The following is a 20,392-nucleotide window of genomic DNA, read 5'->3' on the forward strand; positions in this document are numbered from 1 at the left end:
TGTCTAAAAAAAAACAGTAGCAGAATTGATGTCTGCTACTGTTTTAAAATTTATTGATGTTTAAAACTAATTTTTTATAACCTTAAAAGTTTTAACTCTGTTTTCAATTTGAACTTTACAGATATAAACACCTTTGGCAAGGTTTACAATATTTAATTCTACTTTTTCACTACCACTAACAGATTTAGAAGAAGTATAAACTTTAGTACCATTTACAGAAAATATTTCTATAGAAGCCAAACCGTTTTCGATACTTGAAAATTCGATATTTAATAGATTATCAATAACTGTAGGGTAAAATTTAAGTTCTAAGTTGGATACATTATCATTAACTCCTAAAGTATTAGGGCAATTTGTCGAAATCACACCAGTTGGTGTAACCTGTAATGTAGCTCCAGCACCGCAAAATTCATCTTTAACATAAGTAGCTACTTGTGATGTATTAAGTTTTGTATATGAGTATGATGGCTTGGAAACTGTTCCAATATTTGCGACTGAAACAGGCGTAGAACTTGCTCCCTGAACAGAACCACTGAATTCTAAACCAATTGTTCCTCCATCACTAGAATAAGATTGATAAACTCTAGCGATGTTTGCAAAATCTGAATTTTCAACATAGCAAGTGGTATTATTATCTCCTCCGCCTAGTCCAATTGCCAAAGATCCTGAAACAGTCGTATTATAATAACAGTTTAAAATATGTAATTCGGCATTTCTTGCTCTAGGCATTCTTTCTTTACAACCATCTGCCCAATAACAGTTTTTAAAAGTAATACTATAATGGCCATCTGTAGGGAAATCATCATGATCAGAACCTATCAAATTTGAAAAACGGTGGTCATTTGTGAAACTTTGTGCATTTCGGGGTATTGGCTGTTGTTTATAAGTAAATTTACACCAGGATATTGTAATGTTGTCAGCTTTTCCTTTGTTGTCGAAATTTCCATCCATTCCATCCTGAAATTCACAATGATCCACCCAAATGTTGGTACCTTCGTTAGTAAGTAAATCTCTACCATCTACATCAAAAGCTGCTGGCCCCTGAAATATAAGATTTCTGAAAATAACATTAGATGAATTTTCTTTTAGACCAAAAATCCCGGATACACTCTTTGAGGTTGTTACATTATTAATATCAATTTGAGTGTTTCTCAATATTGCACCAGGCAATCCAATAATGGTTTTATCATTTAATAGTACACTTAGATAAGTACAATCGATTGTTCCTGATACCAAAATTACAGAATTAGCAGTTGTTGTTGATTGTAGTGCAGCCTTTAAAGCAGCAAATGTTGAAACAGTCACAGTATTTGAAGGAGTAGGTATTCCTCCTCCATTTGCTGCAGCACCAAAACCTTCGGGCGCTGACATATAATAATTTTGAGCAAAAATGCCCGAAAAACTGAGTAGGAAAAAAATTAGGGGTAGTGCTTTTTTCATTTTAAAATTTAAATTTTAGATTGTTTAAAAAGTTTACAAGTGGTTAATGTAATCGATTGCACAAATTTAATTCAATAAAATTTATTATAATTATTTTTATAAAAATAATTATAATTGAATAGCACATTTTTGAGTTAATAGATGGTTAAATTTAATATTTGTATGAATAAGCTAATTATTAGAGGATTTTTTTAAAAATCTATAAAAATTGTTACAGTATTGTAAATCCGGAGAAAAATATTACGGTTCTGTATAGTTGTAAATAATTGATTTATTCTTTAAAATCACTTTTAGGAGATTGAGAATATAAAACCTGATTTTTTAAGGAGTTATATTGATAAAAAAATCCCCAAATTTTTTCAATTTGAGGATTATAAAGTTTTGCTCTTTCTGAAATTAGACTTTACCTAAAGTATACAGTTGTTCCATTGTAGGTGTAAGACTTCCTCCTTCGGGTTCTAATGTAATACCAAAAGCTTCAGCGTAAACAGTTTCATTAACAGTAAATATTTTTTGATTATTGCTGTCAAAATCACTTAATAAACCAATACTTGTTGGGGTAAGGGTAGGACTTAGTTTAAGTGCCCATACCTGATACACTTTTCCTTTTGGAGGTTTTGGTAAACCCGCAGCATCAATATAAGTGGTTTTAGTTTCCTTATTCCAATAGACCCTTGCAAAAGATGCTGGCGAAACTGCCTGGCCTCCTAATGTTACTCCGGTATTTTTAATATCCCGAACGATGGTTAGGCTTTTTTCTGTTTCTTTATTTTGTTTATCTAAATAAGCAAATTCTCTTTCGATTTTGTTTTTTTCGTTGCCAACAGTTGCAATAGCCCCTTTTGTTTTTGTCAGTTCTAAAGTCTGATACCCCAATCCCAGCAACAATAATACTGCTGCAGCCCAGCCAATATATTGTGTTCGGTTTGATGTTGGTTTCATTTCGATTACTTTGCCGTGTTTCAGTTCTAAACGGTTTTTTATCTTTTCGAAATTAGCTACCGAATGAAAAGGGGAAAAACTCGATGATAAAGCCACAATGGCTTTTTCTATTGAAAGAATTTCCTGTTCAACTTCGGGATTTTTTTTTGCCATTTCGGCTATTTCCAGATTTTCAGCTTCGGTCAATAAACCATAAACATAAAGTTCCAGAATTCCTGATTCAATATACTCTTTTGCTTCCATTATATTTTTAGATAATTGCGTAAATCATTAATACAGTTTCTGTTTTGTGTTTTAACAGTTCCTAAAGGCATTGCCAATTCTTCTGAGGCTTCTTGCTGTGTATATCCTTTAAAGAATAATAAATCAATAATCTCAATACATTTAGGTTTTAATTTTTTTACAAATTCCTGAATTCCAATTGTATCAATTTTATTAACCAGTTTGTTACTGTCGTCTAAAAGATTTACGAAATTATCAGAGGAAAGGTTTTTTTGACTGTTATTAAAATTTTTAGATCTTAATTTATCAATAGATGTATTTCGGGCAATATTAAGGATCCAGGTATAAAAACGACCTTTACTTTCATTATAAGTATCGATATTTTTCCAGATTTTTACGAAAACTTCCTGTAAAACATCTTCGGCTTCTTCACGATTTTTTATTAAAACATTGATGACCGAAAATAAACTTTTGGAATACATATCATACAAGTGGGTAAAAGCTCTTTCGTCTTTCTTGTAGATTAAAACTAATAATTCTTCCTGACTCATAAATTTAGATTTTAAAGTTTTAACAAAATTTAATTTACTTTTTTAGTACCTCGATATAAAGATAATTTATTTTTTTGATTGTTTTTTTTTTTTATTTTTTTCTCTGAGAAGCGTTATGAAATGGGGAATGGTAAAAAAAAAAATATTTTTTTCATTTTTTTTAAAACCATAAAGAATCTTTTTACGTAAATGCTATTATAACATAAAAAGTTAATATTTATAATTTAATAGCAAAAGTAAAAGAGATTGATGAAAATATTTTTTTAAGTAGATTTAAAAAAAACATGAGAATAAAATATTTATAGTTGATAGTTTCGGACTTTCAAATAGATGGTTAATAATTTGAAGTAGCAATACGTAACAATTGATTTGAAGGCTGGTTTCTAATTTAAATACCACATTTTTAGGAATCACTTTCTGTAAGTATTTTTAATTATACTGTTGAATACCGGAGACTCAACTTTTCGAGATAATCGAAGTTAATTGAAAACAATATTAAAGAAATTAAAGTATTGGGGACGGAAGCGAAGACAGTTCAGTTTATTTAGAACGACTGAACTGTTAGATCTTCCGGTTATTTAGGATTTTAAAAGAATGTTGTCTTAAACAAGTATGCCTCCTCGAACTGACGAAAAATTATCATCAAAAATTAATTATACCTAATGGGGTAGTATGTATAAATTTTGCACATGGTTTGATTTGTTTGTAGTAGAAGCCTAACGCCTGATTAACGTTGGGCTTTACTTTTTTTAATCTTTAGGTTTAAGAGCTTGTTTAGATTTTATATAATATAACGCTGCTATTCTAAAGAAATTTGCTTCATTTCGCTCAAAAATCCTTTAATAATAAATCTCAAAAATAAATTTTAAACAGGCTCTAAAAAAAAACTTTAGGATTCTTGATTTCAGTCAGAATTGATTAATTTTATAAAAAATTTAGTGATGAATAAAATAGCATTTTTAGTTTGTAGTGCAGTCTTTTTAATAGTAGCACAAGTTCAGGGGCAAACGAGTATCAATAAAAAACCTAACACAGAAAAAGTTATGGGAAAACAAACCATTTATCAATATAAGGTACAGGATTTATCAGGTGATACTTTTGATTTTTCTTCTCTAAAAGGGAAAAAAATCATGATTGTAAATACAGCTTCAAAATGTGGCTTAACACCACAATATAAAGAATTGGAAGCTTTGTATAAAGAATACGAATCGAAAGGTTTTGTAATTGTAGGTTTTCCTGCGAATAATTTTGCTTCTCAGGAGCCGGGTACAAATAAGGAAATTGCAGCTTTCTGTCAGCAAAATTATGGTGTAACTTTTCCAATGATGGACAAAGTTTCTGTAAAAGGTGATGATATGTGTGAAATTTATAAATTCCTGACACAAAAATCTAAAAACGGTTTGCAGGATTCTGAAGTAGAGTGGAATTTTCAGAAATATCTCATTGATGAAAAAGGTGAACTGGTAAAAGTAATCAAACCTAGAACATTACCTACTGATCCTGAAATTGTAAACTGGATTAAAGGATAATATTTAAAAACAATAATTTGAAATGAGGTTTTCGGGTAACTGAAAATCTCATTTTTCGTTTTTAAAAATAGAGGCAACGGCAGCTTCGTAATTTCGAATGCTTTTTGCCTTTTTTATCTGTTTTAATATTTTATGAGGATTTGAAAAAGTTTCAGCAAAATATTCCCATAAATGATACATTTTTAGTAAAATATGAGTTTGGCCCGATAAGGATTCACTGTAAATAGCATATAGAGTATCGTGAAACGCACTAAATAACTCCATTTTATTTTTAGGATATTCTGGTGTATTGTTTTTTATCATAGAGGGTAAAAAAGGATCAGAAATCAAGCCGCGTCCAATCATCCAGTGGTCTATGGTTGGAAAACGCTGCTGCATTTCATGAAATTTAGCTACCGAAGTAATATCTCCGTTATAGTACAATTTATGTTTCGTATTATCGATACACTGCTGAAACGCATCTAAGTGTACGCCGCCTTTGTATAATTGCTTGCCAATGCGGGCATGAATAGCAATATTCTTAATGGGATAAGTGTCTAAAATTGGTAAAACATCCAAAATTTCTTCGGTAGTATCATAGCCCAGACGCATTTTCATGGATACAATAATATCAGTTTCAGAATGTGCTCTGTCCAGAATATGATTGATCTGGTCGGTATTTTTAATCAGCCCCGAACCCATTCCGGATTTGGTAACCATTGGGTAGGGACAGCCTAAATTCCAGTTTAATTCTTTATAACCCAATTCCCGGACATATTTTGCCACAAATAAAAATTCATCAGCATCATTCGTTATCACTTGCGGAATCACCTCTAAACCTACATTGTTTTCAGGAAGTAAATCTCGTTCATAAGATGCTTTTATAACCAACTTTCCGTTTAAACGAATGTATGGAGAGTAAAAAGTGTCAATTCCGCCAAAAAGTTTGTTTTGGGCATTTCTGAAACGAAAATCGGTAAATCCTTGTAAAGGCGAAGAGAGTAATGTGAAGTTCATAGTATTTGTAAAGCTGTAAAGATACTATTTGTTTTACTGTTATTATTATCAAGGCCAGAGCAAACGCTTTTAAAAATCACCACAGATAAAAAAGATTTCCAAGGATTTAAAAAAAATAAAAATAAAAATTGATGGTTCTTCATCATAATTAATGGAAAATCAATTTTCGGCAGCTACGGAATTAGCAGATTTTTTTATGTTTCACTAAGAAATTGTCTTTTTTGAAATCTGCTGTTTTAGGCGAAGAGTCAAAATTGTCAATAATTTTAAAAAAAAATGTTATTAACATTTTTGAACTATTTTGTAGAAGCCAACGGTATAAGCCGAAGAGAAAATTTGAAATAATTATTCTAAAATCAACTGCATAAAAACCACGTCAAGCCAATGGTTAAATTTGTAACCTACTTCCCGAATGGTTCCGGCAGCAACAAATCCAAATTTTTTATGAAAGGCTATACTTCCTGCATTATCGGCATCAATGGCACCAATCATAACATGATAACCTTGTTCTTTTGCGATACGAATCAATTCAGGTAATAATTTTGACCCAACGCCTTTTCCAATTACATTATCAATAACATATACAGAATGCTCAACGGTATATTGATAGCCAATTTTTTCACGAAATTGCCCATAACTTCCAAACCCAACAACTTCACCATTTAAATCGGCTACAATTACGGGTAGATTTTTAGCAGTTTTATCTTCAAACCATTTGGTTTGAATTTCGAGAGTTTGAATTTCATAACTATAATTTGCTGTAGTATGCAAAATAGAATGATTGACAATCTCCAGAATCTTTTCTAAATCGTTTGTTGTTGCAGGTCTGAGTTTCATGTTCATTTTTTAGTGTAATTTATTTTGAATTTAATTCTGCCAGTAGCGTATCAGCATCTTTTGTATTCCAGCCCATTTGTTTGCCAATTGCTTTGGCGTTTTTGGCATATTTCAAAGCAGATTTTTTGTCTTTGATTTTATTGTAAAGCCTTGCTAACAGCAGATTTCCATCATAAGATTCGTTTAGTTCTAAAGAATGATTTACCCATAAAACAGCTTTTTTTAAACTTTCAGAATCGCTGATGTGTTTTAAATATGTTTGTCCAATTTCTTTTAAAAAAACAGCATCGTTCCAGACTAGACGTTGTGTATCTTCGAGAGTTACTTTTTTATAGAATTGCCATTTTTCAGTACGTTCAGCCAAAGTCAAATCGAATTTAAAGACCAATGAATCTGTTTTTTGTAATCGAATTGATTTTGCAATTTCTCTTTGCCTGTAATAATTTATTGTATCTAAATTATCTACGTACGGGCGCAATAATTCGGTTACAATACTTTCTGTTTTTTTATCTATACGATTTTGTGAAGCTACGGCGGCAAATTCTTTTTGATGTTTTAAAACATATTGAAATTCTCTCGAGTTAATATCGGTTACACCATTTGCAATGGCACGCCAGTTTGTTTCGCTTACTAATTGCGTATCAGATTGCGTTTTTAGGTAAACATGAGTAGGAATAGATAATTCGGTTCTGTCTTTTCCTTTTTTTAATACATTCAAATAATTGAAAAACTTATTAGAATTCCCGGAATCAGCTAAAAAAATGGATTCTAAGTAAGGTAATTGCATTTTTGGATTTAAGGCATAATTGGCTTCAGCTAAAAATTCGGTTTTTTTTATTTCTCCTTTTAATGCATATAAAAGGGTTTCATTAGTATCTAAAAACAAAAAAGTGGGTAATGATTTGGTATTGAATTTATTTTTGAGAGTTATACCTTCTTCTTTTTCAACATTTTTCCAAATACAGATGTAATTTTTATTCAAAAAAGCTATTACTTCAGGATCGCTGAAAACATCTTTTTTCATCTGATTGCAATGTGGGCACCAATCAGCATATAGCATTACAAAAAGTGGTTTTTGCTCAATTTTAGCATTTTCTAACGCTTTTTTGTATGATATATCTTTAGTTGTAAATTGATTTTGCGAATTTATAGTTAGTGTCGGGAACAAAAGTAAAAACAGGTATAGATAACGCATAAATAAAGTATATTTTTTTATGTTAAAAAGACTCTTACAAAGATATTTTCTTTTTCTGTAAACCGACTTAATATCTTCCCATTTATAAGTTAAATCAAGTGTGAACTTTGTAACTTTGTGTTTGTAAAAGGAAAATCTTAGAAATCAATTTTCTTTAAAAAGTAATACAACATAGAATGATTTACCCCAAAATACCGCTTGCGCAAAGCATTATCGAAATTTGTTCAGCAAAAGGAATTCTTAATATTATAATTTCTCCGGGATCCAGAAACGCCCCTTTAACTATTGGTTTCGCCCAAAATCCTAATTTTAATTGTTACAGTATTGCCGATGAGCGCTGTGCAGCCTTTTTTGCATTGGGAATTGCCCAACAAACAAAAGTTCCAACTGCAATTGTCTGTACATCAGGATCTGCATTATTAAATTATTATCCGGCTGTAGCCGAAGCGTTTTACAGCCAGATTCCGTTAATTGTAATTTCGGCAGACCGCCCGCAAAGCAAAATTGATATTGGCGACGGGCAGACCATTCGTCAGCAAAATGTTTTTCAAAATCATTCCGTTTTCAACGCTAATTTAACTGAAGAAGCTTCTGAAGAAAATGATTTAAAAATAAATATAGCCATAGAAACTGCCATTCTTCAAAAAGGTCCTGTTCATATCAATGCCCCTTTTGAAGAACCTTTGTATGAAACCGTTGAGACACTTTCGGTTCAGCCAATAATCACACATTCTGAAGGAAATATTGGAACGAATAAAATTGAAAACATAGAAGAATTTGTTTCAATCTGGAACACTGCAAAACGTAAACTTGTTTTAGTTGGTGTAAACGAATCCAATACTATCGATAAAGAAATAATAGAAAATCTGGCAAAAGATCCGTCTGTTGTGGTGCTTACAGAAACGACTTCTAATTTGCATCATGCTAGTTTTATTAATAGTATTGATACTTTAATTACACCTTTTGAGGATATTGATTTTAAGGAATTTGAACCTGAAATTTTAGTAACTTTCGGCGGAATGGTGGTTTCAAAAAGAATTAAAGGTTTTTTACGAAAATACAAACCGCTACATCATTGGCATATTGATACGTTACGTGCTTACGATACATTTAATGCTTTAACAAAACATGTTGTAATGCCGCCAAATGATTTTTTTAAAGATTTATTTTCTAAAACGGTTTTTACAGAAAGTAATTATTTCAAACAAATCAATGAAATTTACGAGCAGCGAAAAATTAAAAAGAAAAAGTATTTAGATAAAATTCCGTTTTCAGACTTTAAAGTATTCGAAAAAGTAATCGAATCTTTGCCTAAAAACAGTCAGTTGCAGATAAGCAACAGTTCTGCCATTCGATATGCACAATTAATAGATGTCTATTCGTCTATAGAAGTTTTTTGCAACAGAGGAACAAGCGGAATCGATGGGAGTACATCAACAGCAATAGGTGCAGCAACAGGGAGTTCAAAGCAAACGATTTTTATTACCGGCGATATTAGTTTTTTATACGATAGTAATGCTTTATGGAATGCTTATATTCCTAAAAATTTCAAAATTATCCTTATCAATAATGGAGGAGGAGGCATTTTCAGGATTTTACCTGGTCATGAAGAAAAACCTGTTTTTAATACTTATTTTGAAACTTCGCATCATTTGACAGCAGAACATCTGGCAAAAATGTATCAGATGAATTATTTTACAGCTGCAGATACAGATTCATTAGAACAAAACATAAAATCTTTATATGCTGCTAATGATGTTCCGGGTATATTAGAAATTTTTACGCCAACTGCTGAAAATGACGTTATTTTGAAACAGTTTTTTAAGGAATTGGTTTAATCAATGGTTAAATACAAAAACCGTCACGATACTACATTGTGACGGTTTTTTATATAAATATTTTTTTCGCTGTACCATTTTCAAACTTCGTACATTTGCACTTTAAAACTTAGTTAGTTTAGCTTAGAACTTCAAGAATATGATTGAAATAGGAAAATACAATACACTTACCATATTACGTGATACTAAAGTTGGTTTATTTTTAGGAAATCCTGAAAAAGACCCTGAAGGAATTCACGATATTTTATTACCCAATAAATACGTTCCCAATGAATTTGAAATAGGCGAAGAGCTTGTTGTTTTTGTTTATCTGGACCATGAGCAGCGTCCGGTTGCGACCACGCTTGAACCTTATATTTTATTGAATGAATTTGCTCTTTTACGAGTAAATTATATCAATCAGGTTGGGGCTTTTATGGATTGGGGAATGGAAAAGGATATTCTGGTACCGTTTAAAGAGCAGGCGCGCCCTATGGAAAAAGGAAAACGTTATCTGGTTTATCTTTATATGGATGATAAAACAAAGCGATTAGTAGCTTCCAGTAAATTGAACCAGTTTTTAAAGAACGATCAGCTTACGGTTGAAAAAGGCGAAGAGGTAGATTTGATCGTTTCACATATTACCGAATTAGGAATCAATGTGATTATTAACGAACAACACAAAGGTCTTTTATATAAAGACGAAGTGTACGATGATGCAATTAGAACCGGAGACAGAATGCGAGGTTATATCAAAAACATTCGACCTGATAATAAAATAGATGTGGCGCTGCAGGTACAGGGATATCAAAGTATTGAACCCAATGCAGAGAAAATTCTGGATGAATTAAGAGCAAATCGTGGGTTTTTACGCTTAAACGACAATTCACATCCTGAAGATATTAAGACGGTATTGAAAATGAGTAAAAAAACGTTTAAAAAAGCGGTAGGATCTTTGTATAAAGAAAAACTCATCGAAATTAAAGATGACGGAATTTATTTGGTAAAAGAATAATACGGTTCTTGGCTATAATTAATGGAAAATCAATTTGCGGCAGCTACAGATTTAGCAGATTTTTTTATGTTTCACTAAGAAATTGTCTTTTTTGAAATCCACTGTTTTAGGCGAAGAGCCAATTATGCTTGTAATAAAAAAAAATGCTCAAAAGTAGATAACTTTTGAGCATTTTTTTATTTTTTTTGGTGTTTCCATCTTTTATGGGTCCATAAATAATATTCCGGTGCTTCAAGAATTTGTTTTTCGACTTCTTTTAAATACATTTCTGTAATTTTAAAATCTTCAAAATCTTTAGGATTGTCGGCTAGAGAAACAAAAGTGGCTTCATAGTAACCTCTTTTGACTTTTTTGACTTTTACAAATACAACACTTAAAGCGTATTTTTTTGCCAGCATTTCAGCACCGGTATGTACGGGAACTTCAACTCCCATGAATTTACTCGAATGAAAAATACGGTCTAATTTGGGCGACTGATCGCTTGCTAATCCATATAAGCTTAATACTCCGTCACGCTGGTTTTGTGCCATCAGCGGAATTGCTTTTTTGGTTTCGATTAATTCGGTATTGTATTTTGAACGAATTTTTCGAATCAGTTTATCAAAATACGGATTGGCAAGTTTTTTATAAACAGCGACACCCTGGAACCCAATTTTTGGATTAATCGTTAAAAGCCATTCATAACTGGCATAATGTGAGGCTACCAGAATTACGCTTTTGCCTTTTTTTGCATAATCTAATATCAAATCTATATTAGTGACATGAAATCTTTTTTCCATTTCTTCAGCAGAAATACTCATTGTTTTGATCATTTCTAAAAACATATCACACATATGCTGATAAAACTTCTTTTCAGTTTTTTTTCGTTCAGTATCGCTTAAATGAGGTAAGGCAAGTGCCAGATTTGCACGTACCACTTTTTTACGGTAGCCAATAACATAATATACAAGTAGATAAACACAATCTGAAAACCAGTAAAATATTCTAAATGGAAGTATTGAAATAAGCCAAAGTAGTGGATAGGCTAAGATATAAACGAGAAATTGCATCTAACTTTTTTTTACAAAGATAAAATAAAAAAAACTTCAGCTTTAAAATTTAGTAATTCTCTAACCTTTCCTGAGAATGATTATATTTACAATTCAAATATAATAGCGTTTATGAATACCATTTTGATAGGAATTATCATTGCCAATGTTTTGATTAGTTATAAAGGTTTTAACGATCTTTATTTTTTTAGAAAGTACGAATTCCATGTAGGAAGCATTCGTTCAGGAGAACAAATCAGGATGCTCTCATCCGGTTTTTTGCATGTAGATATGATGCATTTGATGTTTAATATGCTGACACTTTGGTTTTTTGCACCGGTAGTTTTAAATTGGCTGGGTACTTTTTCTTTTGTTTTGGTTTATTTAGGGAGTTTAATTTTTGGAAGCCTCCTTACGATGTTTTTTCATAAAAACGATTATAGCTACAGGGCTGTAGGTGCATCCGGAGCTGTAACTGGGGTTTTGTATTCGGCTATTTTACTGCAGCCTGATATGATGTTGGGAATCTTTTTTGTCATTCCGATTCCGGCTTATCTTTTCGGAATTTTATATTTATTGTATTCGATTTATGGAATGAAAGCAAAAAATGACAATATTGGTCATACGGCACATTTTGGAGGTGCTGTAGGGGGGTATTTGATTACTTTGATAAAAGAACCGTCATTAATTTCAGATCATAGTTTGATGACGATTTTATTGGCAATTCCAATTTTAATACTTTTTGTAATGGCCAAATTAGGAAAATTATAATGATGGCATAACTTTTGAAATGCCCTTATCAACAATTTAAAATATAACAAAAATGAAAAAACTAGTATTATTTTTAACAATCATGTTTATGACTATGTCTTATGGCCAGGAAACCAAACAAATTCCTCTTATCAATGTAAACGGGGAAGGAAAAGTAAAAGTAGCGCCAGATCAGGTTTGTATTTCGGCTACGATTGAAACAAAAGGAAATAATGCTAAAGATGTCAAAAAGCAAAATGACGAGAAAATGGATGCTGTTTTAAAATTCATTAAAAAGATGAATATTCCAACAGCAGATTTTAAAACCAAACAAGTTGCGCTGAATCCGCAATATGATTACGAGAAAAAGAAAACAAGTTATAATGCAGTACAAACTGTAGAAATAGTGGTAAAAGATCTGTCTAAATATGACGAACTGATGGAAGGTTTGGTACAGCAGGGAATTAACCGTATTGACCGCGTATCTTTTGAATCGTCAAAAGAGTTACTATTGCAGTCTGAAGCCAGAAAATTAGCAATGAAAGATGCTAAAGTAAAAGCAGACGATTATGTTTCTGTATTAGGTCAAAAAGTTGGAAAAGCTTTCGTTATATCAGATAATTCACAGGTGTACCGTCCACAGCCAATGTATGCCTCTATGAGAATGAAAGAAAGTGCAGATGCATTGGGAGCTTCAAATGAAACTCTGGCTATTGGAGAAATTGAAATTACGGCAAATGTGAGCGTTAGTTTTATTCTGGACTAAAACATTTAAAATCCAATATCATAAATTCCAAATTCCAATTTAGTATTGGGATTTGGAATTTTTTTATTCTAAAACATTAACTTTTATTGCTAAAATTCATTTGGTTCACGATTTTGTAGTGAAATAAAAAGACCGTTTTAAATTACTTATGGATTGATTTCTTAGATTTGTATTAAGCATCATAAAAAACTTGTATCATGCCAATAATTGAACAATCAGAATATGATTCTCCTTCTGTAATTCATCGCAACAGACACATTTCTACTATTTATGCTGCTTTGTTTAAAAAGTTTGAAGCTCCTGACTACACAAGAAAAAAGCATGAATTAAGTGACGGAGATTTTATCAATATCGATTTTATTGTAAATGATCCTAAAAAGGCAGTTATTTTATGTCATGGTTTAGAAGGTGATTCGCGCAGGACATACAATAATAGCTGTTCGGCTTATTTTCAGCAAAAAGGTTTTTCAGTTTTTGCATGGAATAACCGCACCTGTGGAGGCGAAATGAACCGACTTCCGAGACTTTATCATCACGGCGCAGTTGATGACCTTGATGAAGTGGTTCAGTTTGTTTTAAAGAAAGGATTCGAAGAGGTTTATCTCATTGGTTATTCAATGGGAGGTGTTCAGCTTCTGAATTATTTGGGCTGGACAAAAATCGATAAGCGCATAAAAGCGGCTGTTTCGATTTCAGTACCCACTCATATAGCAACAAGTGCTGCTGTCCTCAAACAAGGTTTTAACAGAGTTTATTTAAAGAATTTTACAATAGATATTAAAAGAAAGCTGAAATACAAAGCGGCACAGTTTCCTGATTTTATAAACCGTGATCAGATTGATAAAATTTCTACTTTTGATGAAGTTGACCAGTATTTTACAGCTCCATTGCACGGCTTTGCAAGCAGGGACGATTATTACGAGCGTGTTTCGCCGGAGTTTTCCTTAAAAAATATCACTACTCCGGTTTTAATTATTAATTCACTTGATGATCCTTTTTTAGGAGAGAGATGCTACCCGAGAACTATTGCTCAGGACAGTACGTATGTTTATCTCGAAACCCCAAAATATGGTGGGCACTGTGCTTTTCCTATGCGAAATTCAACCTATTCTTATGCAGAGAAAAGAGCTTATGAGTTTTTTGAATCCTGCAGGTTAAATTAAGTTCAAAGATTTTAGAGATTTAGTTTTATATTATTTTAAATATTGATAAAGAGATATTTGTGTTTTTATAAAATGAATTTCGTAAAAGAGAAAAATCAGAATGTATAGATGTTTAAAATTAGAAGAATCCTAATTCGTTTATTCAGAAACCAGGATTTATTCTCTTTTGTTTAATCCTCAACTTTTTTGAATTGATCCTTAGAATCTAGGTGTTTTTAGGAACCGAATAATCGTTCTAGAGTTAGTGATGATGTAAATTGTCCAAAATTTAAAGTGAAAAGTTAATTAAAAACCGAGAGAGCAAAAACAATAAACATTGTCAGAAATATCATGAAACCAATTATTAGCAAGGAAAAAATTTATGCAGTTGATACACCTTGCACTTACATTAGATTCATTACTTCAATTTTATATGAAGTACATAAAAAATACTTTTATTAATTAACGGTAATATATATTCTACATCTAATAAATATATTTTTGATAGATAATTCTTAAAAAGACAGATATTTATTTGTAATAACAAGAAAATTTGTTTGAATTGTTAACTTTTGGTTAAATTGCGGTCATATTTCGATTATAAAAATGATCATTTCTGACCACGAATTAATAGAGCGGCTTAAAGCGAACGACAAAGGTGCATTGACTATACTTTATGATAGTTTTTGTAAACAACTTTTGGTGTTTTCTTATAATGTTTTAAAAGATAAAGAATTGTGTGAAGAAATGGTACAGGATGTTTTTATTGAAATATGGAACAGACGTTCTGAGCTTCAAATCAAAGTGTCATTGCAGAGTTATTTGTATGCCGCTGTGAGATACAAAATTTTCGCCGAGTTCAGAAAGGATAAAGCTATACGGGTTGAACTTTATGATGACATCAATAGCAGACTGCAGTATTGTACACCAGAAACTAGAATGATTCATGAAGAATTAGAAGAACAGGTAAAACAAATTATCGGAAGTCTTCCCGATAAATGTCAGCTGGTTTTTAATATGAGCAGAAATGAGGAATTAACTCATAAAGAAATTGCAGAACGTTTGGGGATTTCTGTAAGAACTGTCGAAACTCATATCACAAATGCTCTTAAAATGTTAAGAGATTCCTTAGGGTATGCCGTGACTCTTGAATTTATATTACACTTGTTAAAATAATTCAATAACACATGGTTATTGAATTGTTAATACAATGACTTTGTTTTTATAAATTCATTATTTAAGCTTCTTTTTATTTGTGTTGTTTTGCGAATTTGATAAAAAATATTTTTCTTTTACGTGTTGTTGCCTTTTATCTACACTATACATATATACATACAATGGGAAAACAAAATTTAATGGATAATAACTTTAACAAACAGCATTTTCTAAAGCTCATTGAGAAGTATCTCGATGGCAAAGCTTCTTTAGATGAGATAGAACTGCTAAATAACTATTGTTATAGTTTCCAGCAGGATAATGCTTGGGATGAATTTAAAACCGAGAGTGATTATAGAGACAGAATGCTTGAAAATATTCTGAAGGAAATTAAGGAGGATGAATCTCATGAGTCAAAAATAATAAGAATTTTTAGAAGCAATCTTTTTAAACTTAGTACTGCCGCAGCTGTCTTATTAATTATGTTTTCTACTGCAGTTTATAATAGTAACATTTTCAGTAAGATTCAAACACCTGTAAATAAAGTTGTTTTTAACGATATTAAAATAGGAACTGATAAAGCTACATTAACAACTGAAGACGGCTCTGTAATAGTTCTTGAAAAAGGAAAATCTTTCAAAGGACAGAATGCTGCAAGTAATGGTGAGAAATTAGTTTATAATAGTGGAGGAGTAAAGACAACAAAAGCCTATAATTATTTATCGATTCCTCGTGGAGGGAGATTTTATTTGAAATTATCGGACGGCACAGAAGTGTGGTTGAATTCAGAATCAAAAATTAAGTATCCAATTGCATTTACTGAGGGAGAAACAAGAAACGTTGAGTTAGTCTATGGTGAAGCTTATTTTGAAGTGTCACCAAGCACAGCGCACAAAGGATCCCACTTTAATGTAAAAGTAAAAGACCAGAATGTTGAAGTTTTGGGTACACAATTTAATGTTAAAGCGTATGAAGATGAGGGCAATATTTTTACCACTTTAGTAGAAGGTAAAGTAGAATTATCAAATAACAAACATGTTATAGAACTACATCCTAACCAACAAACCGTTCTAAATAAATCATCTAATATTATGAAAACTAAGTCGGTGGATGTCTATGACGATATCGCATGGAAAGACGGTGTATTTAGTTTTCAAAGAAAATCATTAAAAGAAATAACGTTGATATTATCAAGGTGGTATGATATTGATGTGGTGTTTAAAAATTCAACATTACAAAATAAAGGATTTAATGGTTTGTTTGAAAAAAATCAGGGTATAGTAGAAATTTTAGAAACATTTAAAAAGTTAGGTGCTATATCCAAATATACCATTCGTGAGAAAACAGTTGTCCTGGAATAAAAATAATTAAGCAGGATAAAATATTAAAAAGTAAATAACAAAAAAAAAAAGAGAACGAAGCTGAATCATTTGGCGGTGACAAACTTCGTATCTCTTTCTTAAATCAATAATTAATTAAACCAATGTCCAACTAATCAGAAACAAATTTATGAATTTTAATTTAAATTCAGCCAGTTCCCAATTTAGGAAAAGGCTAACCGTATTACTTATGCGAACATTCCTATTGCTAATGAGTTTTGTACTTTTATCATTTAGTCCGACTAATTCTGTAGGGCAAGTAAAAGTAATGATAGAGTCGAGTAAAACACGTACAATCGATGAAGTTTTCGATTTAATAAAAAAACAAACCAATTATCATTTTGTCTACGAGCAGGATTTAAATCAGAAATTACCTTTAGTTTTAATACCAAAAGGCAAACTAACTGTAGATGAACTTTTAAAAAAAGTACTTGATAATACTAATTATGAGCATTTACAATCAGGAAAAAACACGATTTTAATCAAAAAAAGAGAAATCCCGGCCCAGAAAATAACGGTTATGGGAAAGGTAACTGATAAATCAGGAATGCCGCTTCCGGGGGTAACGGTTCATATAAAAGGTAAGGCGACTGGGACTACAACAGATTTTGATGGTATATATAAATTAGAAGTATCATCTGGTCAGGATGTTATCGTATTTAGCTATGTAGGTTTTAAAACCATTGAAGTAAAAGTTAATTCTCAGAAAGTAATAAATCAAACTTTGTTAGAAGATGTCACAGAACTTGATGCTTTACAGATCGTATCTACGGGATATCAAAACATTTCTAAAGAAAGAGCAACAGGGTCATTTCAGAAAATTAATGAAGAGGTTCTGGATTTTAAGATATCCCAGGATATTATTTCAAAAATTGAAGGAGAGGTTTCAGGAGTATTATTTGATAATACTGATGGGGTAACCATACGAGGATTAAGTACTATTAATGCTAACGATGAGCCTTTAATTATTGTTGATGGTTTTCCGGTTTCTCAGGATTTAAATTCTATTAATCCCAATGATGTAAAAAGCATATCAATCCTTAAAGATGCCGCCGCCGCTTCTATATGGGGTATTCGGGCTGCTAATGGTGTAATCGTAATTGTTACTAAAAAAGGGAGTAATAAAGAAACACCAACAGTTAGTTTATCATCCATAACTAAAATTACGTCAAGATACGACCTGAATGATTTAAAATACGCACCTACGTCCAGTTATCTGCAATTCGAGAAACACAGAGCAGATAACAAATGGATTAATTACCCAACCAATTACAGCGCACCAAGGTTAAGCAAAGGTATTGATACTTATTTAAAGCTAAACAATAAAACTATTACGCAAAGCCAGGCAGATGGTATTATTAATGGATTATTAACTAAAGATAACAGAAATGAGTTTGAAGACTTATTTATGGCGAACACTATCTGGAGCCAGCATAATGCCAGCATATCAGGCGGAGGAACACACAATACCTATCGTGCTTCACTTACCTATAATAAAAACGAAAGTTTAAATTTTTTTAAAAATAATGATCGGGATGAAATTATTATTAACCTGAACAACAGCATTAATCTTTCAAAAAAATGGCAGCTGAATTTAAATTTTAACTTTAATACCTACGGTTATAAAAACAACGGATTATCGTTTTCTGATTACAGCAACTTAAGCCAATATCAGGATATACTAGGAAGTAATGGAGAATATTTGCCGCAACGTTACGGATTTTACAATGCTACAACAGCCAGTAACTATCCTTATTCATGGGATTACAACCTAAAGCAGGAATATGATAATAAAAACAATGATACAAAAACAACCTTAATTCGTTTACAGTCGGAATTAAAATATGATATCACCGATTATTTAAATATTCAGGGTAAATATCAATATGAATGGGGACAGAATACTATGAATAATTTATTTAATGAAAACACCTTTTACGTAAGAAACCTTGTTAATATTTATACTGCCTATAATACAGCACAAGCTAAGTATGTAAGTACGATACCTAAAGGAAGTGTTCTGGCGAACCAATTTGGACAAAACAAAACACATTCCGGGAGGTTTCAGCTTAATTTAGATAAATCGTTTAACGACAGAGAACATAATATTACTTCTGTTGCAGGTTATGAAATCAGACAGGAGACAAGTAATAGTTTTGGGACATCTAAATTTGGATATGATCCGGAATCCCTAACCTATGCCAATATTCCATTTGGTACCATAGTAAATATTTCTCCTTCCGGAACAGGAACGTTTAATGACCCCACAACAATAACTGAAATTGAAAATCGATTTATATCTTATTTTGGCAATGCAGCCTATTCATTTAAAAGAAAATATATTCTTTCCGGAAGTATAAGACTTGATGATGCGAACCTGTTTGGCGGAAACAGGGAGTACAGAAATATTCCACTATATTCAGTTGGACTTAAATGGAATTTACATGAAGAACCGTTTATGAAATCAATAAAGAATATTAATCTCTTAAGTCTTAGAGGAACGTATGGTAGTAACGGAAACGTAGATAATAGTACAAGTCCGTTTTTACAAGCCGGACTATCTAGAGATTCTCAAACAAATAATCAATATGCTTTTGTTTCTACTGTAAAAAATCCATCATTAAGACTAGAGAAGACCTTTGTGCAAAACCTGGGGTTAGACTTTGGATTTTTTGATAACAGATTAAGCGGGAACATTGAATACTATTACAAAAAGAGTATTGATTTATTATCGACAGTTTCTATTTCCTCTACTCTGGGATTTAATTCGGCTCTTATAAATGCCGGAGTAATGACCAATAAAGGGGTAGATATGCAGTTAACCGGCCGCATCATCAATAATAAAAAGTTTAAATATGAAACAACTTTAAACTTTAGTTATAATAAAAATGAAGTTACTAATGTTGATGTACCTACCCAAACCATAAATACCTACTTAGACGGAGAGCCATTAGAAGGCAAACCATTACGATATTTGTTTAGTTATGATTATATCGGTTTAGATTCAAACGGATACCCATTGACATTAAATCAAAATGGGGATGTAATTGATGTAAATGGCAGAAATGAACAAGGAGTCAGTGACCTGATTACAGATGTAAATGCTTTGGTGTACAATGGTTCTTTGACACCTAAATATTATGGAGGCTGGATTAATAATTTTAATTATAAAAATTTTAATCTTCGAATTCTGACTACTTATAAGTTTGATTATGTATTTAGAAATAGGAATGTTTTTGATTATTATGATGTTCGTTATACTCTCAATAGTGGTCATATACATCAGGATTACGATAAAAGATGGCAAAATCCAGGGGATGAAAATAATACTACTATACCGAGATTACCTGCGCTGGCAAATGATTTAGCTAAACCCGGATATAATTACTACGCAAACGCAAATCAGTTTATTGATGATGCAAGTCATATCCGATTAAAGCAAATAGCATTAGGATACAATCTTAACAGTACTGCATTAAAAGCAATAGGTATTCAGCAATTTGAACTTGGTTTTCAAGCTGATAATCTGGCCATTTTTACTTTTAATAAATGGAATGTTGATCCGGAAAGCATGTATTACAAAACACCAGCATCTTATACATTTAATATTAAAGCAAACTTTTAACGA

Annotated in this window: 16 protein-coding genes; 9 read left to right on the forward strand and 7 right to left on the reverse strand. The window is 31.6% G+C overall.

Going from position 1 to position 20,392, the window contains the following annotated elements; all coding sequences use genetic code 11:
* Positions 1-66: 66 nt before the first annotated feature.
* The 3 genes from FLV_RS13330 to FLV_RS13340 form a co-directional block, all read right to left on the reverse strand.
* Positions 67-1,371, reverse strand: a complete 1,305-nt coding sequence (locus tag FLV_RS13330) for a T9SS type A sorting domain-containing protein (RefSeq protein ID WP_243234518.1) — start codon at positions 1,369-1,371, stop codon at positions 67-69.
* 465 nt (positions 1,372-1,836) lie between these two features.
* On the reverse strand, positions 1,837-2,625 hold the full coding sequence (locus tag FLV_RS13335; protein ID WP_243234519.1) for an anti-sigma factor domain-containing protein: 789 nt from the start codon (positions 2,623-2,625) through the stop codon (positions 1,837-1,839).
* The gene (locus FLV_RS13340) at positions 2,625-3,155 is read right to left on the reverse strand and encodes an RNA polymerase sigma factor (protein WP_243234520.1); all 531 of its coding nucleotides are present in this window, start codon (positions 3,153-3,155) and stop codon (positions 2,625-2,627) included. The genes FLV_RS13335 and FLV_RS13340 overlap by 1 nt, the downstream gene beginning before the upstream one ends.
* A 941-nt stretch (positions 3,156-4,096) precedes the next feature.
* Between FLV_RS13340 and FLV_RS13345 the strand changes: the two genes are divergently transcribed.
* Positions 4,097-4,684 (forward strand): glutathione peroxidase, encoded by a 588-nt coding sequence (locus tag FLV_RS13345; protein WP_243234521.1) that lies wholly within the window; start codon positions 4,097-4,099, stop codon positions 4,682-4,684.
* A gap of 48 nt (positions 4,685-4,732) precedes the next feature.
* On the opposite strand, the gene FLV_RS13350 is transcribed toward FLV_RS13345, so the two are convergent.
* The 3 genes from FLV_RS13350 to FLV_RS13360 form a co-directional block, all read right to left on the reverse strand.
* Positions 4,733-5,680, reverse strand: coding sequence for a tRNA dihydrouridine synthase (locus tag FLV_RS13350; protein WP_243234522.1), 948 nt, complete (start codon positions 5,678-5,680; stop codon positions 4,733-4,735).
* Between the two features lie 345 nt (positions 5,681-6,025).
* A complete protein-coding gene (locus tag FLV_RS13355) occupies positions 6,026-6,523 on the reverse strand; it encodes a GNAT family N-acetyltransferase (RefSeq protein WP_243234523.1) in 498 nt (165 codons plus the stop codon).
* A 13-nt stretch (positions 6,524-6,536) separates the two neighbouring features.
* Positions 6,537-7,712: a thioredoxin family protein gene (locus tag FLV_RS13360; protein ID WP_243234524.1), complete on the reverse strand. Its 1,176-nt coding sequence runs from the start codon at positions 7,710-7,712 to the stop codon at positions 6,537-6,539.
* A 176-nt stretch (positions 7,713-7,888) separates the two neighbouring features.
* On the opposite strand from FLV_RS13360, the gene menD reads away from it, so the two are divergent.
* Entirely contained in the window at positions 7,889-9,550 is a 1,662-nt protein-coding gene (gene menD, locus FLV_RS13365; protein ID WP_243234525.1) for a 2-succinyl-5-enolpyruvyl-6-hydroxy-3-cyclohexene-1-carboxylic-acid synthase, read from the forward strand.
* 139 nt (positions 9,551-9,689) lie between these two features.
* Complete coding sequence (locus tag FLV_RS13370) at positions 9,690-10,544, forward strand: S1 RNA-binding domain-containing protein (RefSeq protein ID WP_243234526.1); 855 nt, start codon at positions 9,690-9,692, stop codon at positions 10,542-10,544.
* A 176-nt stretch (positions 10,545-10,720) separates the two neighbouring features.
* Here the strand turns inward: FLV_RS13370 and FLV_RS13375 are convergent, their stop codons facing one another.
* Entirely contained in the window at positions 10,721-11,593 is an 873-nt protein-coding gene (locus tag FLV_RS13375; protein ID WP_243234527.1) for a lysophospholipid acyltransferase family protein, read from the reverse strand.
* Positions 11,594-11,704: 111 nt separating this feature from the next.
* On the opposite strand from FLV_RS13375, the gene FLV_RS13380 reads away from it, so the two are divergent.
* The 6 genes from FLV_RS13380 to FLV_RS13405 all read left to right on the forward strand — a co-directional run bounded on the left by FLV_RS13380 (position 11,705) and on the right by FLV_RS13405 (position 20,389).
* Positions 11,705-12,343 carry a rhomboid family intramembrane serine protease gene (locus tag FLV_RS13380; protein WP_243234528.1) on the forward strand — a complete coding sequence of 213 codons (639 nt, stop codon included), beginning with the start codon at positions 11,705-11,707 and terminating at the stop codon, positions 12,341-12,343.
* A gap of 52 nt (positions 12,344-12,395) precedes the next feature.
* Positions 12,396-13,088 (forward strand): SIMPL domain-containing protein, encoded by a 693-nt coding sequence (locus FLV_RS13385; RefSeq protein WP_243234529.1) that lies wholly within the window; start codon positions 12,396-12,398, stop codon positions 13,086-13,088.
* A gap of 197 nt (positions 13,089-13,285) precedes the next feature.
* Positions 13,286-14,251, forward strand: coding sequence for a YheT family hydrolase (locus tag FLV_RS13390; protein WP_243234530.1), 966 nt, complete (start codon positions 13,286-13,288; stop codon positions 14,249-14,251).
* 585 nt (positions 14,252-14,836) lie between these two features.
* On the forward strand, positions 14,837-15,406 hold the full coding sequence (locus FLV_RS13395) for an RNA polymerase sigma-70 factor (protein WP_243234531.1): 570 nt from the start codon (positions 14,837-14,839) through the stop codon (positions 15,404-15,406).
* A 161-nt stretch (positions 15,407-15,567) separates the two neighbouring features.
* Positions 15,568-16,746: a FecR domain-containing protein gene (locus FLV_RS13400; protein ID WP_243234532.1), complete on the forward strand. Its 1,179-nt coding sequence runs from the start codon at positions 15,568-15,570 to the stop codon at positions 16,744-16,746.
* A gap of 208 nt (positions 16,747-16,954) precedes the next feature.
* Entirely contained in the window at positions 16,955-20,389 is a 3,435-nt protein-coding gene (locus FLV_RS13405; RefSeq protein WP_243234533.1) for a SusC/RagA family TonB-linked outer membrane protein, read from the forward strand.
* The last annotated feature ends 3 nt before the right edge of the window (positions 20,390-20,392 follow it).

Source organism: Flavobacterium pectinovorum, from assembly GCF_022802975.1.
GTDB classification, from domain to species: Bacteria; Bacteroidota; Bacteroidia; order Flavobacteriales; family Flavobacteriaceae; genus Flavobacterium; species Flavobacterium pectinovorum_B.